This is a genomic window from Rubrivivax sp. A210 (assembly GCF_904426505.1).
Classification (GTDB): domain Bacteria; phylum Pseudomonadota; class Gammaproteobacteria; order Burkholderiales; family Burkholderiaceae_C; genus Rubrivivax.
This window is the reverse complement of record NZ_CAJGBN010000001.1, coordinates 338597-360774: the sequence shown is the minus strand read 5'-3', so window position 1 is coordinate 360774 and position 22178 is coordinate 338597. Positions and strand designations below refer to the sequence as shown.

General features: G+C 68.6%; 17 protein-coding genes, 1 tRNA gene and 1 pseudogene. 12 read left to right on the top strand and 7 right to left on the bottom strand.

The window, feature by feature from the left end; all coding sequences use genetic code 11:
- Positions 1-10 precede the first annotated feature (10 nt).
- Both JMV16_RS01520 and JMV16_RS24480 read right to left on the bottom strand, forming a co-directional pair.
- The gene (locus JMV16_RS01520; RefSeq protein WP_310737068.1) at positions 11-2848 is read right to left on the bottom strand and encodes a class I SAM-dependent DNA methyltransferase; all 2838 of its coding nucleotides are present in this window, start codon (positions 2846-2848) and stop codon (positions 11-13) included.
- 214 nt (positions 2849-3062) lie between these two features.
- Positions 3063-3542: pseudogene (locus tag JMV16_RS24480) on the bottom strand (type IIL restriction-modification enzyme MmeI); the annotation flags it as partial.
- A gap of 147 nt (positions 3543-3689) precedes the next feature.
- On the opposite strand from JMV16_RS24480, the gene JMV16_RS01515 reads away from it, so the two are divergent.
- The 3 genes from JMV16_RS01515 to JMV16_RS01505 all read left to right on the top strand — a co-directional run bounded on the left by JMV16_RS01515 (position 3690) and on the right by JMV16_RS01505 (position 5490).
- Complete coding sequence (locus JMV16_RS01515) at positions 3690-3977, top strand: DUF6516 family protein (protein WP_201492380.1); 288 nt, start codon at positions 3690-3692, stop codon at positions 3975-3977.
- Positions 3974-4330 (top strand): hypothetical protein, encoded by a 357-nt coding sequence (locus JMV16_RS01510; protein WP_201492379.1) that lies wholly within the window; start codon positions 3974-3976, stop codon positions 4328-4330. Before JMV16_RS01515 ends, JMV16_RS01510 begins: the two co-directional genes overlap by 4 nt.
- A gap of 152 nt (positions 4331-4482) precedes the next feature.
- Positions 4483-5490, top strand: coding sequence for an STAS-like domain-containing protein (locus JMV16_RS01505; RefSeq protein WP_201492378.1), 1008 nt, complete (start codon positions 4483-4485; stop codon positions 5488-5490).
- Between the two features lie 137 nt (positions 5491-5627).
- Here the strand turns inward: JMV16_RS01505 and JMV16_RS01500 are convergent.
- The 4 genes from JMV16_RS01500 to JMV16_RS01485 form a co-directional block, all read right to left on the bottom strand.
- Positions 5628-5718 (bottom strand) — tRNA-Ser (locus JMV16_RS01500).
- Positions 5719-5733: 15 nt separating this feature from the next.
- On the bottom strand, positions 5734-6120 hold the full coding sequence (locus JMV16_RS01495; RefSeq protein ID WP_201492377.1) for a DUF2237 family protein: 387 nt from the start codon (positions 6118-6120) through the stop codon (positions 5734-5736).
- Positions 6117-7034 (bottom strand): SPFH domain-containing protein, encoded by a 918-nt coding sequence (locus JMV16_RS01490; protein WP_201492376.1) that lies wholly within the window; start codon positions 7032-7034, stop codon positions 6117-6119. The genes JMV16_RS01495 and JMV16_RS01490 overlap by 4 nt, the downstream gene beginning before the upstream one ends.
- 12 nt (positions 7035-7046) lie before the next feature.
- Entirely contained in the window at positions 7047-7487 is a 441-nt protein-coding gene (locus JMV16_RS01485) for an NfeD family protein (protein ID WP_201492375.1), read from the bottom strand.
- A 144-nt stretch (positions 7488-7631) separates the two neighbouring features.
- Between JMV16_RS01485 and JMV16_RS01480 the strand changes: the two genes are divergently transcribed.
- A complete protein-coding gene (locus JMV16_RS01480) occupies positions 7632-9893 on the top strand; it encodes an arginine/lysine/ornithine decarboxylase (protein WP_201492374.1) in 2262 nt (753 codons plus the stop codon).
- 23 nt (positions 9894-9916) lie between these two features.
- Here the strand turns inward: JMV16_RS01480 and fabI are convergent, their stop codons facing one another.
- Positions 9917-10705, bottom strand: coding sequence for an enoyl-ACP reductase FabI (fabI, locus tag JMV16_RS01475; protein WP_201492373.1), 789 nt, complete (start codon positions 10703-10705; stop codon positions 9917-9919).
- 439 nt (positions 10706-11144) lie between these two features.
- On the opposite strand from fabI, the gene rimP reads away from it, so the two are divergent.
- The 8 genes from rimP to JMV16_RS01435 all read left to right on the top strand — a co-directional run bounded on the left by rimP (position 11145) and on the right by JMV16_RS01435 (position 22177).
- Positions 11145-11714 (top strand): ribosome maturation factor RimP, encoded by a 570-nt coding sequence (gene rimP / locus JMV16_RS01470; protein WP_201492808.1) that lies wholly within the window; start codon positions 11145-11147, stop codon positions 11712-11714.
- An 8-nt stretch (positions 11715-11722) separates the two neighbouring features.
- Positions 11723-13201: a transcription termination factor NusA gene (nusA, locus tag JMV16_RS01465; protein WP_201492372.1), complete on the top strand. Its 1479-nt coding sequence runs from the start codon at positions 11723-11725 to the stop codon at positions 13199-13201.
- Between the two features lie 45 nt (positions 13202-13246).
- On the top strand, positions 13247-16273 hold the full coding sequence (gene infB / locus JMV16_RS01460; protein WP_201492371.1) for a translation initiation factor IF-2: 3027 nt from the start codon (positions 13247-13249) through the stop codon (positions 16271-16273).
- A gap of 74 nt (positions 16274-16347) precedes the next feature.
- Complete coding sequence (gene rbfA / locus JMV16_RS01455; RefSeq protein ID WP_201492370.1) at positions 16348-16713, top strand: 30S ribosome-binding factor RbfA; 366 nt, start codon at positions 16348-16350, stop codon at positions 16711-16713.
- A gap of 4 nt (positions 16714-16717) precedes the next feature.
- Positions 16718-17644 carry a tRNA pseudouridine(55) synthase TruB gene (gene truB / locus JMV16_RS01450; protein WP_201492369.1) on the top strand — a complete coding sequence of 309 codons (927 nt, stop codon included), beginning with the start codon at positions 16718-16720 and terminating at the stop codon, positions 17642-17644.
- The gene (gene typA, locus JMV16_RS01445; RefSeq protein ID WP_201492368.1) at positions 17641-19479 is read left to right on the top strand and encodes a translational GTPase TypA; all 1839 of its coding nucleotides are present in this window, start codon (positions 17641-17643) and stop codon (positions 19477-19479) included. Before truB ends, typA begins: the two co-directional genes overlap by 4 nt.
- Before the next feature lie 19 nt (positions 19480-19498).
- Positions 19499-20389 (top strand): DMT family transporter, encoded by an 891-nt coding sequence (locus JMV16_RS01440; protein WP_201492367.1) that lies wholly within the window; start codon positions 19499-19501, stop codon positions 20387-20389.
- Between the two features lie 144 nt (positions 20390-20533).
- The gene (locus tag JMV16_RS01435; protein WP_201492366.1) at positions 20534-22177 is read left to right on the top strand and encodes a wax ester/triacylglycerol synthase family O-acyltransferase; all 1644 of its coding nucleotides are present in this window, start codon (positions 20534-20536) and stop codon (positions 22175-22177) included.
- Position 22178: the final 1 nt, after the last annotated feature.

Here is a 22178-nt window from a genome sequence, read left to right as displayed (position 1 = left end):
GCCCGGATCTTCAGATGGCCTGCCAGCGCTGACCTTCGCGCGGGCTGGCGCGGCCCACGGCTTCGAGCGTCGCCAGGATCACCGGCAGCCGCTCGCGCCAGCGCCCGCGCGCCGTGAAGCGCGCTTCCAGCTCGGCCAGCGTCAGCGCCCGCCCGGCGCCGGCCAGCACGCCGGCCACGGCCGCGATCTGCTCGGGCAGGCCGGCGGGCCAGGGCCGCTTCTCGACGACGGCGGCCGGCGCCAGGGCGGCGGCCTCGGCGGCGTCAGCGGATTCAGCGCCATCCTGCGCCGTTGTCACGTCCATCACCTGCTGGGCCGCGGCGCGGTTCTGGAACGCCGGCCGCAGCCAGCGCACCGTGCCGGCGGCTTCCTCGGCGGCGCGGCGGGTGTTGAGGGCGACCAGGCGTTCGAGCAGCGTTTCGACGGCCGCGGCGCGGGCTTCGGCCGCGGCGGGGCGGTGGTCGGCCAGGACGGATTGCAGATCGGTCCAGCCGTAGGCGGCCAGCACGGCGGCGTCCAGGTCGTCGTGCAGGCTCTTCAGCACCGACACCAGGCCTTGCTCGTGGATCAGCCGCTCCTTGGGCGACAGGGGTGCTTCCTTGCGCAGTTTTTCCAGCACGTTGTAGACGCCGGTGAGCGTGAGTTCCGGGTGCGCGGCCTGCTGCGCCTTGCGCTGCGCGTCGAGCTGCTCGGCCAGGGCGCGGATGCGGGCGGTGAGCTCCGGGGTGAGGCCGGTGTCGTCGTCGGGAAATGGATAGGTGTCGAAGCACCGAGACTGGTTGTAGCGAGGGTCGTTGCCGATGCCAAGACGTCCGCCCGCAACCAGCGACCATTCGCCGTGCACAAGGCTCGACAGCACGCCGAGGGACAGTGAATCCTCAAGACAGATGGCAACCAGCCCCTGGTCGGGCCGCACCTCCGACAAGAGCCGAACAAATAGCCGATGCTTCGCCGTCATCGATGTCGCGAGATAAGAGGCCAAACCCCTGGACGCAGAACGGAACTCCGCCCGCGGCTCGGCAAACAGCCACCACTTTTCCCGGTAGGAGCGGCGTTCACAAACCCGCCGTTCGGGAAGAACTCTGTCGACAAGGCGCTGGTAGCTGCGAGGAAAGCGCTCGCGCGCTTCGGCCTCGCTCAGGCCGAAGAGGTCAACGCAGAAGCTGTTGCGTGGCCGATCAACGATGTCTTTTCCGTTTCGCAACGGCTTTACGGCGGCTGGTTCGAGGCGTACCAACTCGTCATCGTGATCTACCCAGAAGCCCTCGCCAAGCAGCGTAATTCCCCGGAAAGCGATGCCGCGATTGGCCAGCAGGGGCTTTGCTGCACCGACATTCGCTCCGATCTTCATGTCCGGGTGGATGACCCCGGATCGAGCCTTGAATCGAACCGCGACTTCTCCCTCTGCTGCCTCGGTCTCCTCAATCGATTCCAGCAGACGGCCTTCCTCCCGCCCAGGGGCACCAACCGTCATGGCGATCCGAACCGCGGCGCCGCCAGCGGAGTCCACCCACGGGTGATCGGGCACGGCAAACGCGAGGTGCAGCGCTGGCGTCGAAAACAGATGCGCGTCGAGGACGCGGCGGTTGAAGATCATGGTGATGCTGTTGGTCGTGATCAGACCGAACCGCCTCGCCCGATCCTGGCGAACCGTGTCTGCAGCCTTCTGCCACCAGAACATCACCAAGTCAGCGCTTTCCGGAATGGATGGCCACGCGCTGCGCAATGCCTCGACGTAGCCATCCCCCAGCGCATCCCGCATGCGCTTGTTGCCGATGAACGGCGGATTGCCGACGATGAAATCAGCCTTCGGCCACTCGGCCTGCCGCGGGTTCAGGTAGCGCCATTGCAGCACCACCGCCGCCTCATCCGGCACCGGCTGCCCGGTCACCGGGTGCGCCTTGAAGCTCTGGCCGTCCCAGCGCGTCACCAGCTTGCCGTCGGCGGCGGTCATGGGCTCTTGGCCGTCGTGGGCCAGCACGGCGTCGCGGTGCTCGATGTTGCCGTAGTCGTGGATCACCGGCTCGGCCACGCTGGCGTGGCCGGTGGTGCGGATGTGCCACTGCAGATAGCCGATCCACAGCACCAGCTCGGCCAGCGCGGCGGCGCGCTCGTTGATCTCTATGCCCAGCAGCTGCTGCGGCGTGACGGTCTCGCCCTCCAGGCCCAGCCGGGCCTGGGTGTCGCCCAGGTCGTCGAGCTGGTTCAGCACCTCGCCCTCCAGGCGCTTGAGGTGTTCCAGCGTCACGTAGAGAAAGTTGCCGCTGCCGCAGGCGGGGTCGAGCACGCGCGTCGTACACAGGCGGTGGTGGAAGCGCCGCAGCTCGGCGCGCGCCTCGGCCAGCTTGTCGGTGCGCTTCTTGCCGTCCAGCGCCTCGGCCTCGGTGGCCAGCAGCAGGGCCGCGGCCTGGGCGTCGGCCCAGTCGGCGCGCAGCGGCTCCACCACCGTGGGCAGCACCAGGCGCTCGACGTAGGCGCGCGGCGTGTAGTGGGCGCCCAGGGCGTGGCGCTCCTGCGGATCGAGCGCGCGCTCAAGCAGGGTGCCGATGATGGCCGGCTCCACCGCGCGCCAGTTCGATTCGGCCGCGCCCAGCAGGCCGGCGACGACCCGCCTTGAAAGCGGCAGCACATAGTCGTCCTGGCCCCAGCCCTTGAACAGCTTGCCGTTGAAGCGCAGCACCTGTTTGGCCAGCGCCGGGCTGAAGCCGCCGCGGTCCATGTCGGTCCACAGCACGCGCAGCATCTGGCGCAGGGTCTCGGGCTCGTCGCGGTACTGGCGCAGCAGGTACACGAAGGCGCCTTCGCCATTGGCCGCCCGGGGCAGCAGGCCCACGTCCTCGGCGAACATGCTGAACAGGCAGCGCGTCAGAAAGGCGGCCACGCGCTCGGCGGCGTGGCCGTCGGCCTCGAGGTCGCGCGCCAGCAGCGCCAGCTTGGCCGCCACCTCGCGCGTGACCTGGGCGCTGACGCGCCGGGTCCAGCGCCATCGGGTCCAGCCACAGCGTGCGCAGGCGTTCGCGCAGCGCCGGCTCGGCCAGCCGGGCCAGCGGCAGGCGGTGGCTGCGGGCATCGGGGAACGGCGTGTAGGTGGCGCCGCTGCGCGTGAACTCGGCATACAGCTCGATCACGCGGCCGACATCCACCACCACCACGAAGGGCGGCCGGCCTTCGGCCGCGGGCAGGGCGCGGGCATAGCTCTCGGCTTGGGCGCGGGCACGCAGCAAGGCCTCGTCAAAGCCCCGCGTGCCGGCGCCGGCCCTGAGCTTCTTGGCCTCGAGCACGAAGGCACCGCGGCGGTAGCAGTCGATGAAGCCCACGCTCTGGCCGCCATCACCATGCGCAAAGCCCACGCGGCGCTCGAAGACATAGGCGTTCTCGCCGGCGTCCCCGCTGGCCGGTCCGGGCGCGGGCACGTCCAGCAGCGTACACAGTTCGCCGATGAAGAGCTGGTAGTTGGCGCGCTCCGAGCCCCCGGCGCCCGACCAGCGCGCGATGAAGGCCTGGGCCTGGGCTTGGTGATCTGGCGTGGTGCTGGCGCTCATCGTTGTCTGTTGTCCCCGCTGCGTGCGTGGCGGGCCTTCCCTGGGGCGGGAGGCTAACGCAGTGGGAGCGGCTTGCCGTGGCCGGCAGCATGTGCCGGGTTGTTGGCGCGATTGCCAGTGCCGCAAGTCGTTGGCACAATTGCCAACATGCAGGCCGAACTCATCACCAGCTTCAAGGACGTGACGCCCGAGGGCGGCGTCATCGAGCTGGTGGTGTGGCGTGTGCCGCAGTCGGTGCCTCCCACTACGCATGGCTACAAGTACCGTGGCGTCTACGCCGTGGGCGGCGTGCGCGTGGTGGGCTTTGACAACGAGCGCGGCAAGGGCGGCCACTGCTACATCGGCGGCCACCAGCGGCCTTACACGTTCTCCACCGTGGGGCAGTTGGTGGAAGACTTCATCGCGGCCGTGGCCGCCGCCAGGAGCGCAACATGAGCGAACGCACCCTCACCATCACCCTGCAGCCCGACTGGCAAGCCGCACTGCGCGCCGCAGGCCGGCGGGCACAAGCGGCCAGCTACCAGGGCGAGGTGCTGAACTTCGAGAGCGCAGGCGCCTTTTTCGGCCGCTTGACCGAGCGGCGCTGGGAATTGGTGCGCGTGCTGCAGGGGCAGGGTGAGCTGGCGGTGCGCGAACTGGCGCGGCGCGTGGGGCGCGACGTGAAGCGCGTGCATGAGGACGTGCAGGTCTTGGCCGAACTGGGCCTGGTGGAGCGTACCGAAGGCGGCGGGGTGCTGTGCCCGTTTGCGGGCATCCACATCGACATGGAGATGCGGGCTGTTGCGTGACCGCCGCAGTCTTTCTACGCCAGCGGATTTGGCGGTTCTCTTCCAGAGAGGAGGACGTGCGCCCGGGCGAGAAGCCAACGCATCAACGGGTGCTTGACGTCTAAGAGCATCGTCCTTTACGTTTATTGATTCCCAGCTTTACCATTCAGGGCATGGACCCCAGCACCGCCCTCATCCTGCGCCTGGTGGCCGCCGAGCCGCGCAACGTGGCGGCGCGCCTGGCGCAGCAGATGTCCGTCTCGCGACAAGCGGCCAGCGCGCGGCTGTTGAAGGCCATCCAGGCGGGCCTCATCCAGCGCGAAGGCACGGGGGCCGGGGTTCGGTACGCGCTGGCCGTCACCGGCCAGGTGCAGCACAGCTACGCCCGCGCAGGGCTGTCGGAAGACCGGGTCTGGCAGCAGTTGCTGGCGCCTCTGGTGGCCGACTTGCCGGAGAACGTGCGCGATGTGTGGCGCTACGGCCTGACGGAAATGGTCAACAACGCGGTCGACCACTCCGGTTCACCCGAGGTGCATGTGGGCATGCGGCGCAACGGGCTGTTCACCCAGGCCTGGGTGACGGACGACGGCGAGGGCATCTTTCTGCGCATCCAGCGCGCACTGGACCTGTTTGACCCGCGCGAAGCCATCCTGGAACTGGCCAAGGGCAAGTTCACCACCGACCCGGACCACCACGCCGGCGAGGGCATCTTCTTCTCGTCCAAGGTTTTCGACGTCTTCGACATCCGCTCCGGGCGGCTGCATTTCGCGCATGACGAGGGCAAGGTGGACGTGCTGTTCGAGCGCGCCGCTGACGCCGCGGGCACGACGGTGTTCATGCAACTGGCCAACGACAGCCCGCGCACAACGCGCGAGGTGTTCGACAAGTTCGCCGCCCCCGAGGAATACACCTTCGCCAGGACACTGGTGCCGGTGCGCCTGGCCCAGCACGAAGGGGAGAAGCTGGTAGCGCGCTCCCAGGCCAAGCGGCTGACGATGCGCTTGGAGCGCTTCCAGACGGTGGAGCTGGACTTTGCCGAGGTGGCCGAGATCGGCCAGGCCTTTGCCGACGAGGTGTTCCGTGTCTTCCAGCGGGCGCACCCGCAGACCAGGCTGGTGCCGACGAACATGGCACCCGGGGTGAAAGCCATGGTGTCACGAGCGCGCTCGCAGGCGTCTTGAGCGGCTGCGGCCTCCGGTGTCGGTCTGCCGCACAACGGGCCGGATTGCCGCGCACTGCGGCCGAGCAGGGCGCAGCCCCGGCGGGCGGGGCTTTAGGTGGTTTGTCCGGACTTCTGCGGCCGTTGGCGAAGACTGACTGGCGGAGGGAGCGGGATTCGAACCCGCGGAGGGCTGTTAACCCTCACATGCTTTCCAGGCATGCGACTTAAACCGCTCATCCATCCCTCCGCGGCGGACGTGATTCTATGCCGGCCGCTCCTGCCCCACGGCGTGGGCGCGCAGCCAGTCGAGCAGGACGTACTCCAAGGCCCGCTCGTGCGTGCTTTCGAGCACGACCGGCGGGGCGCAGCCAGCCTCGAGCGCCTCGCGCCAGCGCAGCGCGCAGACGCACCAGCGGTCGCCCGGCGCGAGGCCGCGAAAGCGCGCCTCGGGGCGCGGCGTGATGAGGTCGTTGCCGCGTTCCATCTGGTAGTTGAGGAACTCCACCGTCACCTTGGCGCAGATGACGTGGCTGCCCTGGTCGTGCAGATCGGTGCTGCAGCAGCCGTCGCGGAACCAGCCGGTCAGCGGGTCGTACGAGCAGGCCACCAGCGGCAGGCCCAGCACATTGCGCTGCGGCGTGTCGTTCATGGCGCCGCCTTTCCGCCGCCCTTGATCAGCGTCATCGCAGTACCGATGAGAGTGGCCACCTCTCCCATGTGGCCGGGCACGATCATGGTGTTGTTGGTCTTGGCCAGGTGGCTGTAGGCCTCGACCGCGCGCTCGGCCACCTTCAACTGCACCGCCTGCTCGCCGCCGGGCTGCTGGATGGCGGCGGCGATCTTGCGGATGGCCTCGGCGCTGGCGTCGGCCACCGCGGTGATGGCCGCGGCCTCGCCCTGGGCCTTGTTGATCTGGGCCTGCTTCTCGCCCTCAGAGCGCGCGATGAAGGCCTCGCGCTCGCCAGTGGCGATGTTGATCTGCTCCTGGCGCCGGCCCTCGCTGGCCGCGATGAGGGCGCGCTTCTCGCGCTCGGCGGTGATCTGCGCCTGCATCGCATGCAGGATGGCCGCCGGCGGCGTGAGATCCTTGATCTCGTAGCGCAGCACCTTGACGCCCCAGTTCTGCGCCGCTTCGTCGAGCGCGTTGACGACGGCGGCGTTGATGAGGTCGCGTTCCTCGAAGGTCTTGTCCAGCTCCATCTTGCCGATCACGCTGCGCAGCGTGGTCTGGGCCAGCTGGGTGATGGCCACGATGTAGTCGCTGCTGCCATAGCTGGCGCGCATGGGGTCGGTGATCTGGAAGTAGAGGATGCCGTCCACCTGCAGCTGTGTGTTGTCGCGCGTGATGCAGACCTGGCTGGGCACGTCCAGCGGCACTTCCTTGAGCGAATGGCGGTAGGCCACGCGGTCGACAAAGGGCACGACGAAGCTCAGGCCCGGGGTGAGCGAGCGGTCGAACTTGCCCAGGCGTTCCACCACCCAGGCGTGCTGCTGCGGCACGATCTTGAGCGTGCGCGCAATGAAGATGACCGCGATGACGGCCAGGATGAGGGCGATTTCCATGATGTCCTTCGTTCAGTCGGTGGTCGCGGGCGCCAGCTGCAGCTCGCTGCCGTGTATGGCCACGATGGTGTGGCGGCCGGGCTGCGCCGCGCCGGGGCGGGCCAGGCGCGCCGACCAGGCCGCGCCGCGGTAGTGCACGCGCGCCGTGCCGTCGGCCGACCAGGCCTCGACCTGCACACGCTGGCCGATGTCGAGATTGACGTCGGCATTGCTTTCGGCCGGCGCGGCCTGCTGTACGCGCTGGCGCCGCAGATGCCAGGCCACGGTGGCGCCGCCGCCCAGCAGTGCCGCGGCCACGACCTGGGCTGTGGCGCCGGCGCCGACGTGGGCGGCCAGCGCGGCGGCGGCGCAGCCCAGGGCCAGCATCAGCAGGTAGAAGGTGCCGGTGGCCAGCTCTGCCGCCACCAGGGCGCCTGCGGCCAGCCACCACAGCGTGGGCGGGTTCCAGTCCATCGTCGACTCCGGTGCGCAAGCGCTCCGGGCGCCTGCCTCGGCCGAGTGTAGCGAGCGGCCGGCACCTCACACGGCACGTCACACGGAGCGCAAGGAGGGCCGCCTACACTTCGCGCTGCCCCCAACAGACGCAGGCTTTCTCCGATGCTTCGCTTCCGCTTTCCCATCGTCATCATCGACGAGGATTTCCGCTCCGAGAACACCTCGGGCCTGGGCATACGCGCGCTCGCCGACGCCATCGTGAAGGAGGGCTTCGAGATCCTGGGCGCCACCAGCTATGGTGACCTGAGCCAGTTCGCGCAGCAGCAAAGCCGCGCCAGCGCCTTCATCCTGTCCATCGACGACGAGGAGTTCACGCCCGGCCCCGAGCTCGACCCGGCGGTGCTGAACCTGCGCAAGTTCATCGAGGAAATCCGCTTCAAGAACGCCGACATCCCGATCTACATCTACGGCGAGACGCGCACCAGCCAGCACATCCCCAACGACATCCTGCGCGAGCTGCACGGCTTCATCCACATGTTCGAGGACACGCCGGAGTTCGTGGCCCGCCACATCATCCGCGAGGCGCGCAGCTACCTCGACGGCCTGGCGCCGCCCTTCTTCAAGGCGCTGATGGACTACGCCCAGGACGGCTCCTACAGCTGGCACTGCCCCGGCCACAGCGGCGGCGTGGCCTTTCTCAAGAGCCCGGTGGGGCAGATGTTCCACCAGTTCTTCGGCGAGAACATGTTGCGCGCCGACGTCTGCAACAGCGTGGAAGAACTGGGCCAGTTGCTCGACCACACCGGCCCGGTGGCGCAGAGCGAGCGCAACGCAGCGCGCATCTTCAACGCCGACCACTGCTTCTTCGTCACCAACGGCACCAGCACCAGCAACAAGATGGTCTGGCACCACACGGTGGCGCCGGGCGACGTGGTGGTGGTCGACCGCAACTGCCACAAGAGCATCCTCCACAGCATCATCATGACCGGCGCCGTGCCGGTGTTCCTGACGCCCACGCGCAACCACTACGGCATCATCGGCCCCATCCCGCAGAGCGAGTTCTCGCCCGAGGCGATACGCCGCAAGATCGCCGCCAACCCGCTGCTGGCGGGCGTCGATGCCGCCACCGTGAAGCCGCGCATCCTGACGCTCACGCAGAGCACCTACGACGGCGTGCTCTACAACACCGAGACCATCAAGCACGCGCTCGACGGTTACGTGGACACGCTGCACTTCGACGAGGCCTGGCTGCCGCACGCCGCCTTCCATGATTTCTACGGCCAGTTCCACTCGATGGGCAAGAACCGGCCTCGGCCCAAGGACCAGCTGGTCTTTGCCACCCAGAGCACGCACAAGCTGCTGGCCGGCCTCAGCCAGGCCAGCCAGGTGCTGGTGCAAGATGCGCGCGAGCGCAAGCTCGACCGCCACCTCTTCAACGAGGCCTACCTGATGCACACCAGCACCAGCCCGCAGTACGCCATCATCGCCAGCTGCGATGTGGCGGCGGCGATGATGGAGGCGCCCGGCGGCCCGGCCCTGGTGGAGGAGAGCATCGCCGAGAGCCTGGACTTCCGTCGCGCCATGCGCAAGGTCGACCAGGAGTTCGGCAAGGACTGGTGGTTCACCGTCTGGGGCCCTGACACGCTGGCCGAATCGGGCATCGGCCGCGCCGACGGCTGGATGCTGCGTGCCGACGAGCCCTGGCACGGCTTCGGTGCGCTGGCCGACGGCTTCAACCTGCTCGACCCCATCAAGTGCACCATCATCACGCCGGGGTTGGACATGGCGGGCGACTTTGCCGCCAGCGGCATTCCGGCGGCGGTGGTCACCAAGTTCCTGGCCGAGCATGGCGTGGTGGTCGAGAAGACCGGCCTCTACTCCTTCTTCATCATGTTCACCATCGGCATCACCAAGGGCCGCTGGAACACGCTGCTGACGGCGCTGCAGCAGTTCAAGGACGACTACGACCGCAATGCGCCGATGTGGCGCATCCTGCCCGAGTTCTGCGCCGCCCACCCGCGCTACGAGCGCATGGGCCTGAAGGATCTGTGCCTGGCGATCCACCAGATGTATGCCAAGGGCGACATCGCGCGCCTGGTGACCGAGATGTACTTGTCCGACCTGCAGCCGGCGATGAAGCCCAGCGACGCCTACGCCCACATCGCACGGCGCAAGACCGAGCGTGTGGACATCGACGCGCTGGAAGGCCGCATCACCACCAGCCTGCTTACGCCTTACCCGCCGGGCATTCCGCTCTTGGTGCCGGGCGAGCGCTTCAACCGCAAGATCGTCGACTACCTGCGCTTCACGCGCGAATTCAACGCCGCGTTTCCGGGCTTCGACACCGATGTCCACGGCCTCGTCGAGGACGAGGGTGAGGGCAGCACGCGGCGCTACTACGTCGACTGCGTCGCCGAGGGCTGAATGCCGACGGCGCCAGCCCCGGCTTACAGATCCTCGGTCGGCGCGACGATGGCGTTGCTGTAGCCGCCGTCGACATAGGTGATCTCGGCGGTGATGCCGCTGGCCAGGTCCGACAGCAGGAAGGCGGCGACGTTGCCGACCTCGTCGATGGTGACGTTGCGGCCCAGCGGCGAGGTGGCCGCCACCATGCCCAACAGCCTGCCGAAGTCCTTCACGCCGCTGGCGGCCAGGGTCTTGATGGGGCCGGCCGAGATGCCATTGACGCGCATGCCCCGGCGGCCCACGGCCGCGGCCAGGTAGCGCACGCTGGCCTCGAGAGAGGCCTTGGCCATGCCCATGGTGTTGTAGTTGGGCACGGCGCGCACGGCGCCCAGGTAGGACAGGGTCAGCAGCGAGGCATTGGGCGCCAGCCAGGGCAGGGCGGCCTTGGCCATGGCCGGAAAGCTGTAGGCCGAGATGTCGTTGGCGATGCGGAAGTTCTCGCGCGACAGGCCCTCGAAGAAATCGCCCGAGATCGATTCACGCGGCGCGAATCCGATGGAATGCACGAAGCCATCGAGCTTGGGCCAGCGTTGGCCGAGTTGCTCGAACAGGGCGGTGATCTGGGCGTCGTCGCCGACATCGCATTCATAGACCATGTCGGAGCCGAAGTCGGCGGCGTACTCGGTGATGCGCTCGCGGAAGCGTTCGCCGACGTAGCTGAAGGCCAGCTCGGCCCCCTGGGCGCGGCAGGCGCGGGCCACGCCGTAGGCGATCGAGCGGTTGGAAATCACCCCGGTAACGAGGAACCGCTTGCCGGCAAGAAAACCCATGGTGTCTCCGAAAGTCGATGAGTGCGGACGGGCCGGATTCTGTCATGCAGCCCCGGCCCGGGCCTCGCCATCGGGCCGCTCTATTGCCCGGCTTCCAGCGGCGGGCTATAATGCGCCTTTCCGGGTAAAAGCTGCGTGGGCGGAATCTTCCAGCCCATTTTTTTTGCTCGATCGTCTTTGAGGGGGTTCCAGGCGTTCCTGGCATCTCTTTGGCGCGATCTTGGCGGCTCGCCCGGGGTGGCGGGTGACGGTCCAGGATGGCGAGGCCAAGGTCGGGGCTGATGCCCGGGCCGTAGCAGCCGAGGCTTTCGGGCCCGGACTGTTGGTTTTGGCGGTACAGAGACGATCAAGGGGCAGGCAGGGTTTGGGCGACAGCAGTTTCCAGCGCAAGACAGGTGACACCGCCGGGCGGCAGACAGCCGCCGTGGCTGGCCCGCGCCTGGGCTGGCAGGAAGCCATCGCCGCCACCGTGGCCGGCCTGGGTTACGAGCTGGTGGATGTCGAGCGCGCGCAACGCGGCCTGCTGCGCGTCACCATCGACCGCATGCCCGGCCGCGTCTACCGCGGCGCCGGTGGCGTTGATGACGACGGCGAGGCCGTCACCGTTGATGACTGCGAGCAGGTCACGCGCCAGCTGCAGTACGCGCTCGAGGTCGAGGGCCTCGAATACGCCCGCCTCGAGGTCTCGTCGCCGGGGCTGGACCGGCCGCTCAAGCGCGAGGCCGACTACGCGCGCTTCGCCGGCCAGGCCGTTGCCCTGGTGCTCAAGCAGCCGTTCCAGGGCCGCAAGTCCTGGCAGGGCGTGCTGAGCGCGACCGCTGAAGGTGGCTGGAGCCTGGCTTTCAAGGATGGCAAGGCCGAGCAGGTGCTGGGTTTCACGTTCGCTGAAGTGCGTGAAGCGCGGCTCGTGCCGGTGGTGGATTTCAAGGGCCGCAAGTCCAAGACCAAGACGCTTGGCGATGGCGGCACCGGGGCGGAATCGGCCGCACCCGCGACTGACGGAGGCTAGTAGAAACGATGAACCGCGAAATGCTGATGCTGGTGGACGCCATCTCGCGCGAGAAGACGGTCGAACGCGATGTCGTGTTCGGTGCCGTCGAAGCCGCGCTGGCGTCGGCGAGCAAGAAGTTCCACGGCGCGGAATGGGACATCCGCGTGGCCGTCGACCGCGACACCGGTGTCTACGAGACCTTCCGTCGCTGGCTGGTGGTGCCTGACGTCGCCGGGCTGCAGAACCCCGACGCCGAGGAGATGCTGTCCGACGCGCTCGACCGCATCCCCGACATCGAAGAGGGCGACTACATCGAGGAAGCCATCGAGTCGGTGCCCATCGGGCGCATCGGCGCGCAGGCGGCCAAGCAGGTCATCCTGCAGAAGATCCGCGACGCCGAGCGCGAGCAGTTGCTCAACGACTTCCTGGCCCGCGGCGAGAAGATCTTCGTCGGCACCGTCAAGCGCCTGGACAAGGGTGACATCGTCGTCGAGAGCGGGCGCGTTGAAGGGCGCCTGAAGCGCAGCGAGATGATCCCGAAGGAAAACCTGCGCACCGGCGACCGTGTGCGCGCCTTCCTGCAGGGCATTGACCCCACCCAGCGCGGGCCGCAGATCATGCTGTCGCGCAACGCGCCGGGCTTCATGATCGAGCTGTTCGCGCAAGAGGTTCCCGAGATCGAGCAGGGCCTGCTCGAAATCAAGAGTTGCGCCCGCGATGCCGGCAGCCGCGCCAAGATCGCCGTCGTCAGCCATGACCGCCGTGTCGATCCCATCGGCACCTGCGTCGGGGTGCGCGGTTCGCGCGTCAATGCGGTGACCAATGAACTGGCCGGCGAGCGCGTCGACATCGTGCTGTGGAGCGAAGACCCGGCGCAGTTCGTCATCGGCGCCTTGGCCCCGGCCAATGTGCAAAGCATTGTCGTCAACGAAGAGCCGCACGCGATGGACGTGGTGGTCGACGAGGAAAACCTCGCCATTGCCATCGGCCGCGGCGGCCAGAACGTGCGCCTGGCGTCCGAGCTGACCGGCTGGCGCATCAACATCATGACGGCCGAGGAATCGCAGGCCAAGCAGGCCACCGAGAGCGAATCGGTGCGCGCGCTCTTCATCGACAAGCTCGACGTCGATGCCGAGGTCGCCGACATCCTCATCGCCGAGGGCTTTGCCAGCCTCGAGGAAGTGGCCTATGTGCCGCTGCAGGAGATGCTGGAGATCGAGTCCTTCGACGAGGACACGGTACACGAGCTGCGCACGCGGGCCAAGGACGCGCTGCTGACGATGGAAATCGTCAAGGAAGAAAGCGTCGAAGAGGTCTCGCAGGATCTGCGCGACCTCCAAGGCCTGACGCCGGAACTGATCGCCAGCCTGGCGGTCGGTGGCATCCACACCCGCGACGACCTGGCCGATCTGGCGGTGGACGAGCTCATTGAGCTGACGGCCATCGACGAAGAACGGGCCAAGGCGCTGATCATGAAGGCGCGTGAACACTGGTTCACCGCCTGATCCGCTGCCGGCCGCCCGCACGAAACACCCGAGGAAACCGATCCCATGGCCGTGACCACCGTCGCCCAGTTCGCCGCGCAGCTAGGCCGCCAGCCCACGGCGCTGCTCGAGCAGCTGCATTCGGCAGGCGTGACGAAGAAGTCGCCCGATGATGCCCTGACCGAGTCGGACAAGGAGCGCCTGCTCGACTTCCTGCGCGTCGCCCACGGCACCAGTGCCGGCGCCGAGCGCAAGAAGATCACGCTCACGCGCAAGACCACGACCGAGATCAAGCAGGCCGATTCCAGCGGCCGTGCGCGCTCGATCCAGGTCGAGGTCCGCAAGAAGCGCGTCTTCGTCAAGCGCGACGACGCCTCGCCGGCCGTCGAAGAGGGTGCCGGTGGCGTCGACGACGAGGCCGATCTGCAGCGCCGCGAGGAAGAAGCGCGCGCCCAGGCCGAAGCCATCCGCGTGCAGGAGCAGGAACTGGCCGAGGCCCGCCGCCTGCGCGAGGAGCAGGAAGCCGCGGCTCGCGCCGCCGCCGAAGCTGCTGCTGCCGCCGCCGCCGAGGCTGCGGCGCGCGCCGCCGCAGAGGCCGAGGCCGCTGCGGCAATCGCCGCCCAGGCCGAGGCCCGCGCTGCGGCTCAGGCTGCCGCCGTTTCCGCCGCAGCCGCCATCAATACTGGCAGGAAGGGCAAGACGCCTGCTTCTGCTGCAGCAACTGCTGCTGCTGCAGCAGCCGCCGCCGCAGCTGCCGCCGCCGTTCCGGCTCCGGCCGAAGCCGCCAAGGCCGAGCCGCCCAAGGTCGAGCCCGTCAAGGCCGAGCCGGCGCCTGTGCCCGAGCCCGTGAAGCCGCCCGAGCCGCCCAAGCCGTTGCTGCGCGTCGTCAAGGCTGCCGACAAGGCGGCCGAAGATGCCGCCAAGTCCGAAGACCTGGCGCGCCGCCGCAAGGCCGCCGAGGCCGAGGCCGCGGCCATCCGCGCGATGATGGCCGGCCCCAAGAAGGTGCTGGTCGCCAAGAAGCCCGAAGAGCCCAAGCCCGATCCCGCGGCTGCGGCCAAGGAAGCCATCAAGGGCACCATCCACAAGCCCAAGGCCGCGCCCGGTGCGCCCGCTGCGGGTGCCGCCGGCGCCGCCAAGCCCGGCGTCAACAAGCAGGTCAAGAGCGAAAAGCTTTCGTCCAGCTGGGCCGACGACGCGGCCAAGAAGCGCGCCGCGCTCAAGACCCGCGGCGACAGCGGCGGTGGCCGCGCCGGCTGGCGCGCCCCGCGTGGCGGCGCCCGCCGCGGCGACCGCGACGGCGGTGGCAATGGCTACCAGCAGCAGCCCGAGCAGGTGATCCAGGAAGTGCATGTGCCCGAGACCATCTCGGTGGCCGACCTGGCGCACAAGATGTCGGTCAAGGCCAGCGAGGTCATCAAGCAGCTGATGAAGCTGGGCCAGATGGTCACCATCAACCAGCAGCTCGACCAGGAGACGGCGATGATCGTCGTCGAGGAAATGGGCCACAAGGCGCTGGCCGCCAAGCTGGACGATCCGGAAGCCTTCACCGAGGAAGAAACCGCGGGCACCGACGGCGAGGCGCTGCCGCGCGCCCCGGTGGTCACGGTGATGGGCCACGTCGACCACGGCAAGACCAGCCTGCTGGACTACATCCGCCGCGCCCGTGTGGCGGCGGGCGAGGCCGGCGGCATCACGCAGCACATCGGCGCCTACCACGTCGAAACGCCGCGCGGCATGATCACCTTCCTCGACACCCCGGGCCACGCCGCCTTCACGGCGATGCGTGCCCGCGGCGCCCAGGCCACCGACATCGTGATCCTGGTGGTGGCGGCCGACGACGGCGTGATGCCGCAGACCAAGGAAGCCATTGCCCACGCCAAGAGCGCCGGCGTGCCCATCGTGGTCGCGATGAACAAGATCGACAAGCCCGACGCCAACGTCGAGCGCGTCAAGAGCGAACTCGTCGCCGAAGGCGTGATCCCCGAAGATTTCGGCGGTGATTCACCCTTCGTGCCGGTGTCGGCCAAGACCGGCATCGGCATCGATACCCTGCTCGAGCAGGTGCTGCTGCAGGCCGAGGTGCTGGAGCTGAAGGCGCCCACCGAGGCCGCCGCCAAGGGCCTGGTGATCGAAGCCAAGCTCGACAAGGGCCGTGGCCCGGTGGCCACCATCCTGGTGCAGAGCGGCACGCTGAGGAAGGGCGATGTCGTGCTCGCCGGCAGCAGCTACGGCCGCGTGCGTGCCATGCTCGACGAGGACGGCAAACCCTGCGAATCGGCCGGACCTTCGCTGCCGGTGGAGATCCAGGGCCTCACCGAGGTGCCCCAGGCCGGCGACGAATTCATGGTGCTGGCCGACGAGCGCCGGGCGCGCGAGATCGCCACCTTCCGCCAGGGCAAGTACCGTGAGGTCACGCTCAACCGGCGCCAGGCCGCCAAGCTCGAGGGCATGTTCGAGAACATGGGCGAGGGCGCGGCGCAGACGCTGTCGCTCATCGTCAAGGCCGACGTGCAGGGCTCGCAGGAGGCGCTGGCCCAGAGCCTGCTCAAGCTCAGCACCGCCGAGGTCAAGGTGCAGATCGTGCACGCCGCGGTGGGTGGCATCACCGAGAGCGACATCAACCTGGCCATCGCTTCCAAGGCCGTGGTGATCGGCTTCAACGTGCGCGCCGATGCCGGCGCGCGCAAGCTGGCCGAGGGCAACAGCGTCGACATCCGCTACTACAACATCATCTACGACGCGGTGGATGAGGTGAAGGCGGCGATGAGCGGCATGCTGGCGCCGGAGCAGCGCGAGGAAACCATAGGCACGGCCGAGATCCGCACCGTCTTCGTGGCCAGCAAGATCGGCACCGTGGCCGGCTGCATGATCACCGCCGGCCAGGTGATCCGCAGCGCGCGCTTCCGCCTGCTGCGCGAGAACGTCGTCATCTACACCGGCGAGGTCGACTCGGTGAAGCGGATGAAGGACGATGTGCGCGAGGTCAAGGAAGGCTTCGAGTGCGGCATCAAGCTGAAGAACTACAACGACATCAAGGAAGGCGATCAGTTGGAGTTCTTCGAGGTCAAGGAAGTGGCACGCACGCTGTAAGGCGGGCGCCGACGCTACCCCAGCGATCAGCCCCGCCCCTGAGGCGGGGCTGATTCATTTGGAATACCCAGACCATGCGACACAAGAAGGCCGTACCGAACCGCAGCTTCCGCGTTGCCGACCAGATCCAGCGCGACGTGGCCGAGCTCATTCGCGAGTTGAAGGACCCGCGCGTGGGCATGGTCACGATCAACAGCGTGGACGTGACGCCCGACTACGCCCACGCCCAGATCTATTTCTCGGTGCTGCTGGGCACGCCCGAGGACAGCGCCGCGGCGTTGAACGAGGCCGCCGGCTATCTGCGCAACGGACTCTTCAAACGCTTGTCGATCCACACCGTGCCGACGCTGCACTTTCACTTCGACAAGACCACCGAGCGCGCCGCCGATCTCTCGGCCCTGATTGCGCGCGCCAATTCGGTTCGCGCCAAGGAAGACTGAGCCCGTGAAACCGCAGCGCCCCCGCATCCCGCGCCGCGCGCTGCACGGCGTGTTGCTGCTCGACAAGCCGCTGGGCTGGACCAGCAACGACGCCCTTCAAAAGGCCAAGGGCATGCTGCGCGCCGAGAAGGGTGGCCACACCGGCACGCTGGACCCGCTGGCCACCGGCCTGCTGCCGCTGTGCTTTGGCGCCGCCACCAAGTTCAGCCAGGTCAGCCTGGACGCCGACAAGCGCTACCTGGCCACGCTGCGCCTGGGCCAGCGCACCACCACCGGCGACGCCGAGGGCGAGGTGATCGAGGAGCATCCGGTCGCGGTTGACCGCACCGCCATCGAAGCCGCCTGCGCGCGCTTCCTGGGCGTGATAGCTCAGATCCCGCCCATGCATTCGGCGCTCAAGCACCAGGGCAAGGCGCTTTACGAGTACGCGCGTGCCGGCGTCGAGATCGCCCGCGAGTCGCGCCGCGTCAGCATTCACCGCCTCGACATCGTGGCCTGGCAGGATGAGACGCTGGTGATCGACGTCGTCTGCTCCAAGGGCACCTACATCCGCACCCTGGCCGAGGACATCGGCCAGGCGCTGGGTTGCGGCGCCCATCTCTCGGCGCTACGCCGCACTGCCTGCGGGCCGCTCGATATTGCCCAGGCGGTCACGCTGGAAGCACTGCAGGCCATGGACGAGGCCACGCGCGAGGCCCAGCTGCAGCCGGCCGATGCACTGGTGGCGGCCTGGCCCGAAGTTCGCTTGCCCGACGACGAGGCGGGCCGCTTTCTCACCGGCCTGCGCCGCCGCGTGGCAATGGCCGATGCGCCCGCCGTGCGCGTCTACGGCACCCATCCGCCGGCCTTTCTCGGCACCGCCCACATCACCGCAGGCGAGCTGATCGCCGACCGCCTGCTGAGCCCGATCGAAGTCCAGGGAACGACATGACCAAGCAAATTCGCAACATCGCCATCATCGCCCACGTCGACCACGGCAAGACCACGCTGGTCGACCAGCTGCTGCGCCAGAGCGGCACCTTCCGTGAGAACGAGAAGGTGGCCGAGCGCGTGATGGACAGCAACGACATCGAGCGCGAGCGCGGCATCACCATCCTGGCCAAGAACTGCGCCGTGACCTGGAAGGACACGCACATCAACATCGTCGACACGCCCGGGCACGCCGACTTCGGCGGCGAGGTCGAGCGCGCGCTGTCGATGGTGGACGGCGTGGTGCTGCTGATCGACGCCCAGGAAGGCCCGATGCCGCAGACGCGGTTCGTCACCAAGAAGGCGCTGGCCCTGGGCCTCAAGCCCATCGTCGTGGTCAACAAGGTCGACAAGCCGGGCTCGCGCCCCGACTATGTGATCAATGCCGCCTTCGAGCTCTTCGACAAGCTCGGCGCCAGCGAAGACCAGCTCGATTTCCCGGTCGTCTACGCCTCGGGCCTGAACGGCTGGTCGTCGCTCAAGGAGGGCCCGGCGGGCGAGGCCTGGGGCAGCGACCTGAGCTCGCTGTTCGACACCGTGCTCGACCATGTGCCGGCGCACCAGGGCGACCCCGAGGCGCCGTTGCAGCTGCAGATCTCGTCGCTGGACTACTCCACCTTCGTCGGCCGCATCGGCGTGGGCCGCATCACGCAGGGCACGCTCAAGCCCATGACCGACGTGCTGGTGTGCGAAGGCACGCCCGAGGAAGGCGGCAAGACTTTCAAGGGCCGCGTCAACCAGGTGCTCACCTTCGAGGGCCTGGAGCGCATCGCCTCCACCGAGGCCGGCCCGGGCGAGATCGTGCTGGTCAACGGCATCGAGGACATCGGCATCGGCGTCACCCTCACCGACCCCGCAAACCCGGTGCCGCTGCCCATGTTGCATGTGGACGAGCCGACGCTGACGATGAACTTCTGCGTCAACAACAGTCCGCTGGCCGGCCGCGAAGGCAAGTACGTCACCGGCCGCCAGCTCTGGGACCGGCTGCAGAAGGAGCTGCAGAGCAACGTCGCGCTGAAGGTCAAGGAATCGGCCGAAGACGGCATCTTCGAGGTCTCGGGCCGCGGCGAGCTGCACCTGACCATCCTGCTCGAGAACATGCGCCGTGAAGGCTACGAGCTGGCTGTGGGCAAGCCGCGCGTGGTGTTCCACGAGGTCAACGGCGAACGCCACGAGCCCATCGAGATGGTGACGGTGGACATCGAGGACCAGCACCAGGGCGGCGTGATGCAGGCCCTGGGCGAGCGCAAGGCCGAGCTGGCCAACATGGAAACCGATGGCCGCGGCCGCGTGCGGCTGGAATACCGCATCCCGGCGCGCGGGCTCATCGGTTTCAGCAATGAGTTCATGAACCTGACGCGCGGCACCGGCCTCATCAGCAACATCTTCGACGGCTACGAGGCCTACAAGGGCGAGATTGCCGGGCGCAAGAACGGCGTGCTGATCAGCATGGACGCGGGCGAGATCTTCACCTACGCGCTGGGCAAGCTCGACGACCGTGGCCGCATGTTCGTCAAGCCGGGCGACCCGGTGTACGAAGGCCTGATCGTCGGCATCCACAGCCGCGACAACGACCTCGTCGTGAACGCCACGCGCCAGAAGCAGCTGACCAACTTCCGTGTCAGCGGCAAGGAAGACGCGATCAAGATCACGCCGCCCATCGACCTGACGCTCGAGTACGCGGTGGAGTTCATCGCTGACGACGAGCTGGTCGAGATCACGCCCAAGAGCATCCGCGTGCGCAAGCGCTTCCTGTCCGAGCACGAGCGCAAGCGCGCCGGCCGCCCGGCCGCCTGAGGGCCTCACGGCCGTGGTGATGACCCACCGCCGCGCGGTGTGGGTGATGGTGGCCGCGACGCTGCTGTGGAGCATTGCCGGCGTCGTTTCGCGCCACCTCGAGGCGGCGCGCAGCTTCGAGGTCACCTTCTGGCGCAGTGGCTTCAACGCGCTCGCGCTGGCGGTGCTGTTGCCGGCGCTGCGCGGGCCGCGGGCCACGCTGGCGGCGCTGCGCAGTGGCGGTCGCGCACTCTGGCTGTCGGGCCTTTGCTGGGCCGTGATGTACACCGCCTTCATGGTGGCGATGACGCTCACCAGCGTGGCCAATGTGCTGGTGACCATGTCCATCGGCCCGCTGGTCACGGCGCTGATGGCGCGCACTGCCCTCGGCCACCGGCTGGCGCCGCGCACCTGGGGCGCCATCGCGCTGGCCGGCGTCGGCATCGCCTGGATGTACGGGCACGAAGTCGGCGGCGGCGATGCAAGCACCCTGCTGGGCATGGCGGTGGCGCTGGCCGTGCCGCTGGCCGCCTCGGTGAACTGGACGCTGCTGCAGCACCTCAAGGGCCGCGAAAACCCGCCCGACATGCTGGGCGCGGTGCTGGTCGGCGCGCTGCTTTCGGCCCTTGTCACGCTGCCGCTGGCCTGGCCGCTGGCGGCCTCGGCGCGCGACATCTCGCTGCTGGCCCTGCTGGGCGTGGTGCAGCTTGCCATCCCCTGCCTGATGGCCGTGGCCGCGGCACGCGTGCTCTCGGGCCCCGAGATCTCGCTGCTGGGCCTGCTGGAAGTGATCTTCGGCGTGCTGTGGGCCTGGTGGGGTGCGGGTGAGGCGCCCAACCAGGCGGTGCTGGGCGGCGGCGCCCTGGTGCTGTTCGCACTGGTGGGCAACGAGGTGCTGGGGATGCGGGGCCGCAGTGCCCTGGCCGGCTGAGTCCCAGTGCCGACCGGCTGGCCGATGCCGCCGGCCCGGCATTCATGCCCGCCGCGGCCGGCCTCAGGGTGAGCCCTGGGCAAGCCCGCGCCGGCCCCGCCCTAGCATCGCAATGCCGCAGCCCCGCGCTGCGCGGGAGCCCGCATGAAGCAACTGTCCGGCCTGGACGCCACCTTCCTCTACCTCGAGACCGCGGCCATGCCCATGCATGTGGGCGCGCTGCATGTCTTCGAGCTGCCGGCCGGCTTCAAGGGCCGCTGGCTGCCGGCGCTGCGCAAGCACATCGCCGAGCGGCTGCCGCTGGCGCCGGTGCTGCGCCGCCGCCTGTGGTGGATGCCGCTGAACATGGCCAACCCGGCCTGGGTCGACGCCGAGCCCGATCTCAAGGCGCACATCGTCGAGATCAAGCTGCCCAAGGGCGCCGGCATGGCCGAGCTCGAAGCCCAGGTCGGCGCCCTCCACCCAGTGCTGCTGGACCGCAGCCGGCCACTGTGGAAGATGCATGTCTTCGAGGGCCTGGCGCCGGGCGCCAACGGCCTCAAGCGCGTAGGCCTGTACACCCAGCTGCACCATGCGGCGGTAGACGGCCAGGCGGCGGTGGCGCTGGCCAATGTGCTGCTCGATGTGCGGCCCGAGGGGCGCGAGATCGAGGTGCAGGCCTCGCGCCGAACGCGCACCTTCCGCCTCGAGATGACCGAGATGCTGCGCGGCGTGCTCGGCAGCCAGGCGCAGAAGGTGGCCGACATCGTGCGAAACCTGCCGGCCACGGTGGGCACGATCAAGGACGCGGCTTCGTCGGCGGTCAGCCACTCCGCACTCATCACCGGCCGCAAGGGCTCGGGCAATGTGACGCTGGCGCCGCGAACGGCGCTCAATATGTCGGTCACCCCCGGCCGCGCCTATGCCACCGTGACGCTGCCGCTGGCCGAACTGAAGGCCCTGGGGCGCGCCTTCGACGCCACCGTCAACGACATGGTGCTGGCCGTGTGCAGCGGCGCGTTGCGGCGCTACTTCATGAAGCGGCGCGCGCTGCCGCGCAAGAGCCTGGTGGCCGCGGTGCCGATCTCGCTGCGCGAGAAGGGCGACACCGCGCCCGACAACCAGGCCTCGCTGAGCCTGGTGAGCCTGGGCACGCACATCGCCGACCCGCTGGCCCGCCTGCAGCATGTGCAGGCGGCCACGGCGGCGATGAAGTCGACCATGGGCAGCTTGAAGAGCATCCTGCCCACCGACTTCCCCTCGCTGGGCGTGCCCTGGCTGATGGAGGCCGCAGCGGCGCTCTACGGCAAGGCCAGGGTGGCCGACCGCATCCCCCAGGTGGCCAACGTGGTGATCTCCAACGTGCCGGGGCCGCCGGTGCCGCTCTACATGGCCGGCGCCCACATGCTCACCAACTACCCGACCTCCATCGTGGTGCATGGCATGGGCCTCAACATCACCGTGCAGAGCTATGACGGCTCGCTCGATTTCGGCCTCATGGCCGACGCCCAGGCCATGCCCGATGTGCGCGAACTGGCCGACGCCATCAACGTGGCCTGGGACGACCTCTGCGCGTTGAACGCACCGGCCGAGGCCGAAGCGCCGCTGGCCGGCGCCGTCGGCCGCGCCGCGCGGCGCATCGGGGGCGGCCTGGTGGATGCGGTGGGTAGTGCGGTGGGCGGTGCGGTGGGCAAGGTCGCGCGCTCGGTGGCCAAGACCGTGGTGCAGACCGCGGTCGACGCCGCTGTCACCCAGGTGACAAGGCAGCCGCGGGCAAACACGCCGGCCAGGCGGCGCCGCGCTGGATAAC

What these genes read in the sequence shown, in the direction of transcription:
- JMV16_RS01520 (WP_310737068.1), bottom strand. Translation starts at nt 2,848, where the DNA reads ATGTTCGCCGAGGACGTGGGCCTGCTGCCCCGGGCGGCCAATGGCGAA.
- JMV16_RS01515 (WP_201492380.1), top strand. Translation starts at nt 3,690, where the DNA reads ATGCAGGCCGAACTCATCACCAGCTTCAAGGACGTGACGCCCGAGGGC.
- JMV16_RS01510 (WP_201492379.1), top strand. Translation starts at nt 3,974, where the DNA reads ATGAGCGAACGCACCCTCACCATCACCCTGCAGCCCGACTGGCAAGCC.
- JMV16_RS01505 (WP_201492378.1), top strand. Translation starts at nt 4,483, where the DNA reads ATGGACCCCAGCACCGCCCTCATCCTGCGCCTGGTGGCCGCCGAGCCG.
- JMV16_RS01495 (WP_201492377.1), bottom strand. Translation starts at nt 6,120, where the DNA reads ATGAACGACACGCCGCAGCGCAATGTGCTGGGCCTGCCGCTGGTGGCC.
- JMV16_RS01490 (WP_201492376.1), bottom strand. Translation starts at nt 7,034, where the DNA reads ATGGAAATCGCCCTCATCCTGGCCGTCATCGCGGTCATCTTCATTGCG.
- JMV16_RS01485 (WP_201492375.1), bottom strand. Translation starts at nt 7,487, where the DNA reads ATGGACTGGAACCCGCCCACGCTGTGGTGGCTGGCCGCAGGCGCCCTG.
- JMV16_RS01480 (WP_201492374.1), top strand. Translation starts at nt 7,632, where the DNA reads ATGCTTCGCTTCCGCTTTCCCATCGTCATCATCGACGAGGATTTCCGC.
- fabI (WP_201492373.1), bottom strand. Translation starts at nt 10,705, where the DNA reads ATGGGTTTTCTTGCCGGCAAGCGGTTCCTCGTTACCGGGGTGATTTCC.
- nusA (WP_201492372.1), top strand. Translation starts at nt 11,723, where the DNA reads ATGAACCGCGAAATGCTGATGCTGGTGGACGCCATCTCGCGCGAGAAG.
- infB (WP_201492371.1), top strand. Translation starts at nt 13,247, where the DNA reads ATGGCCGTGACCACCGTCGCCCAGTTCGCCGCGCAGCTAGGCCGCCAG.
- rbfA (WP_201492370.1), top strand. Translation starts at nt 16,348, where the DNA reads ATGCGACACAAGAAGGCCGTACCGAACCGCAGCTTCCGCGTTGCCGAC.
- typA (WP_201492368.1), top strand. Translation starts at nt 17,641, where the DNA reads ATGACCAAGCAAATTCGCAACATCGCCATCATCGCCCACGTCGACCAC.
- JMV16_RS01440 (WP_201492367.1), top strand. Translation starts at nt 19,499, where the DNA reads ATGACCCACCGCCGCGCGGTGTGGGTGATGGTGGCCGCGACGCTGCTG.
- JMV16_RS01435 (WP_201492366.1), top strand. Translation starts at nt 20,534, where the DNA reads ATGAAGCAACTGTCCGGCCTGGACGCCACCTTCCTCTACCTCGAGACC.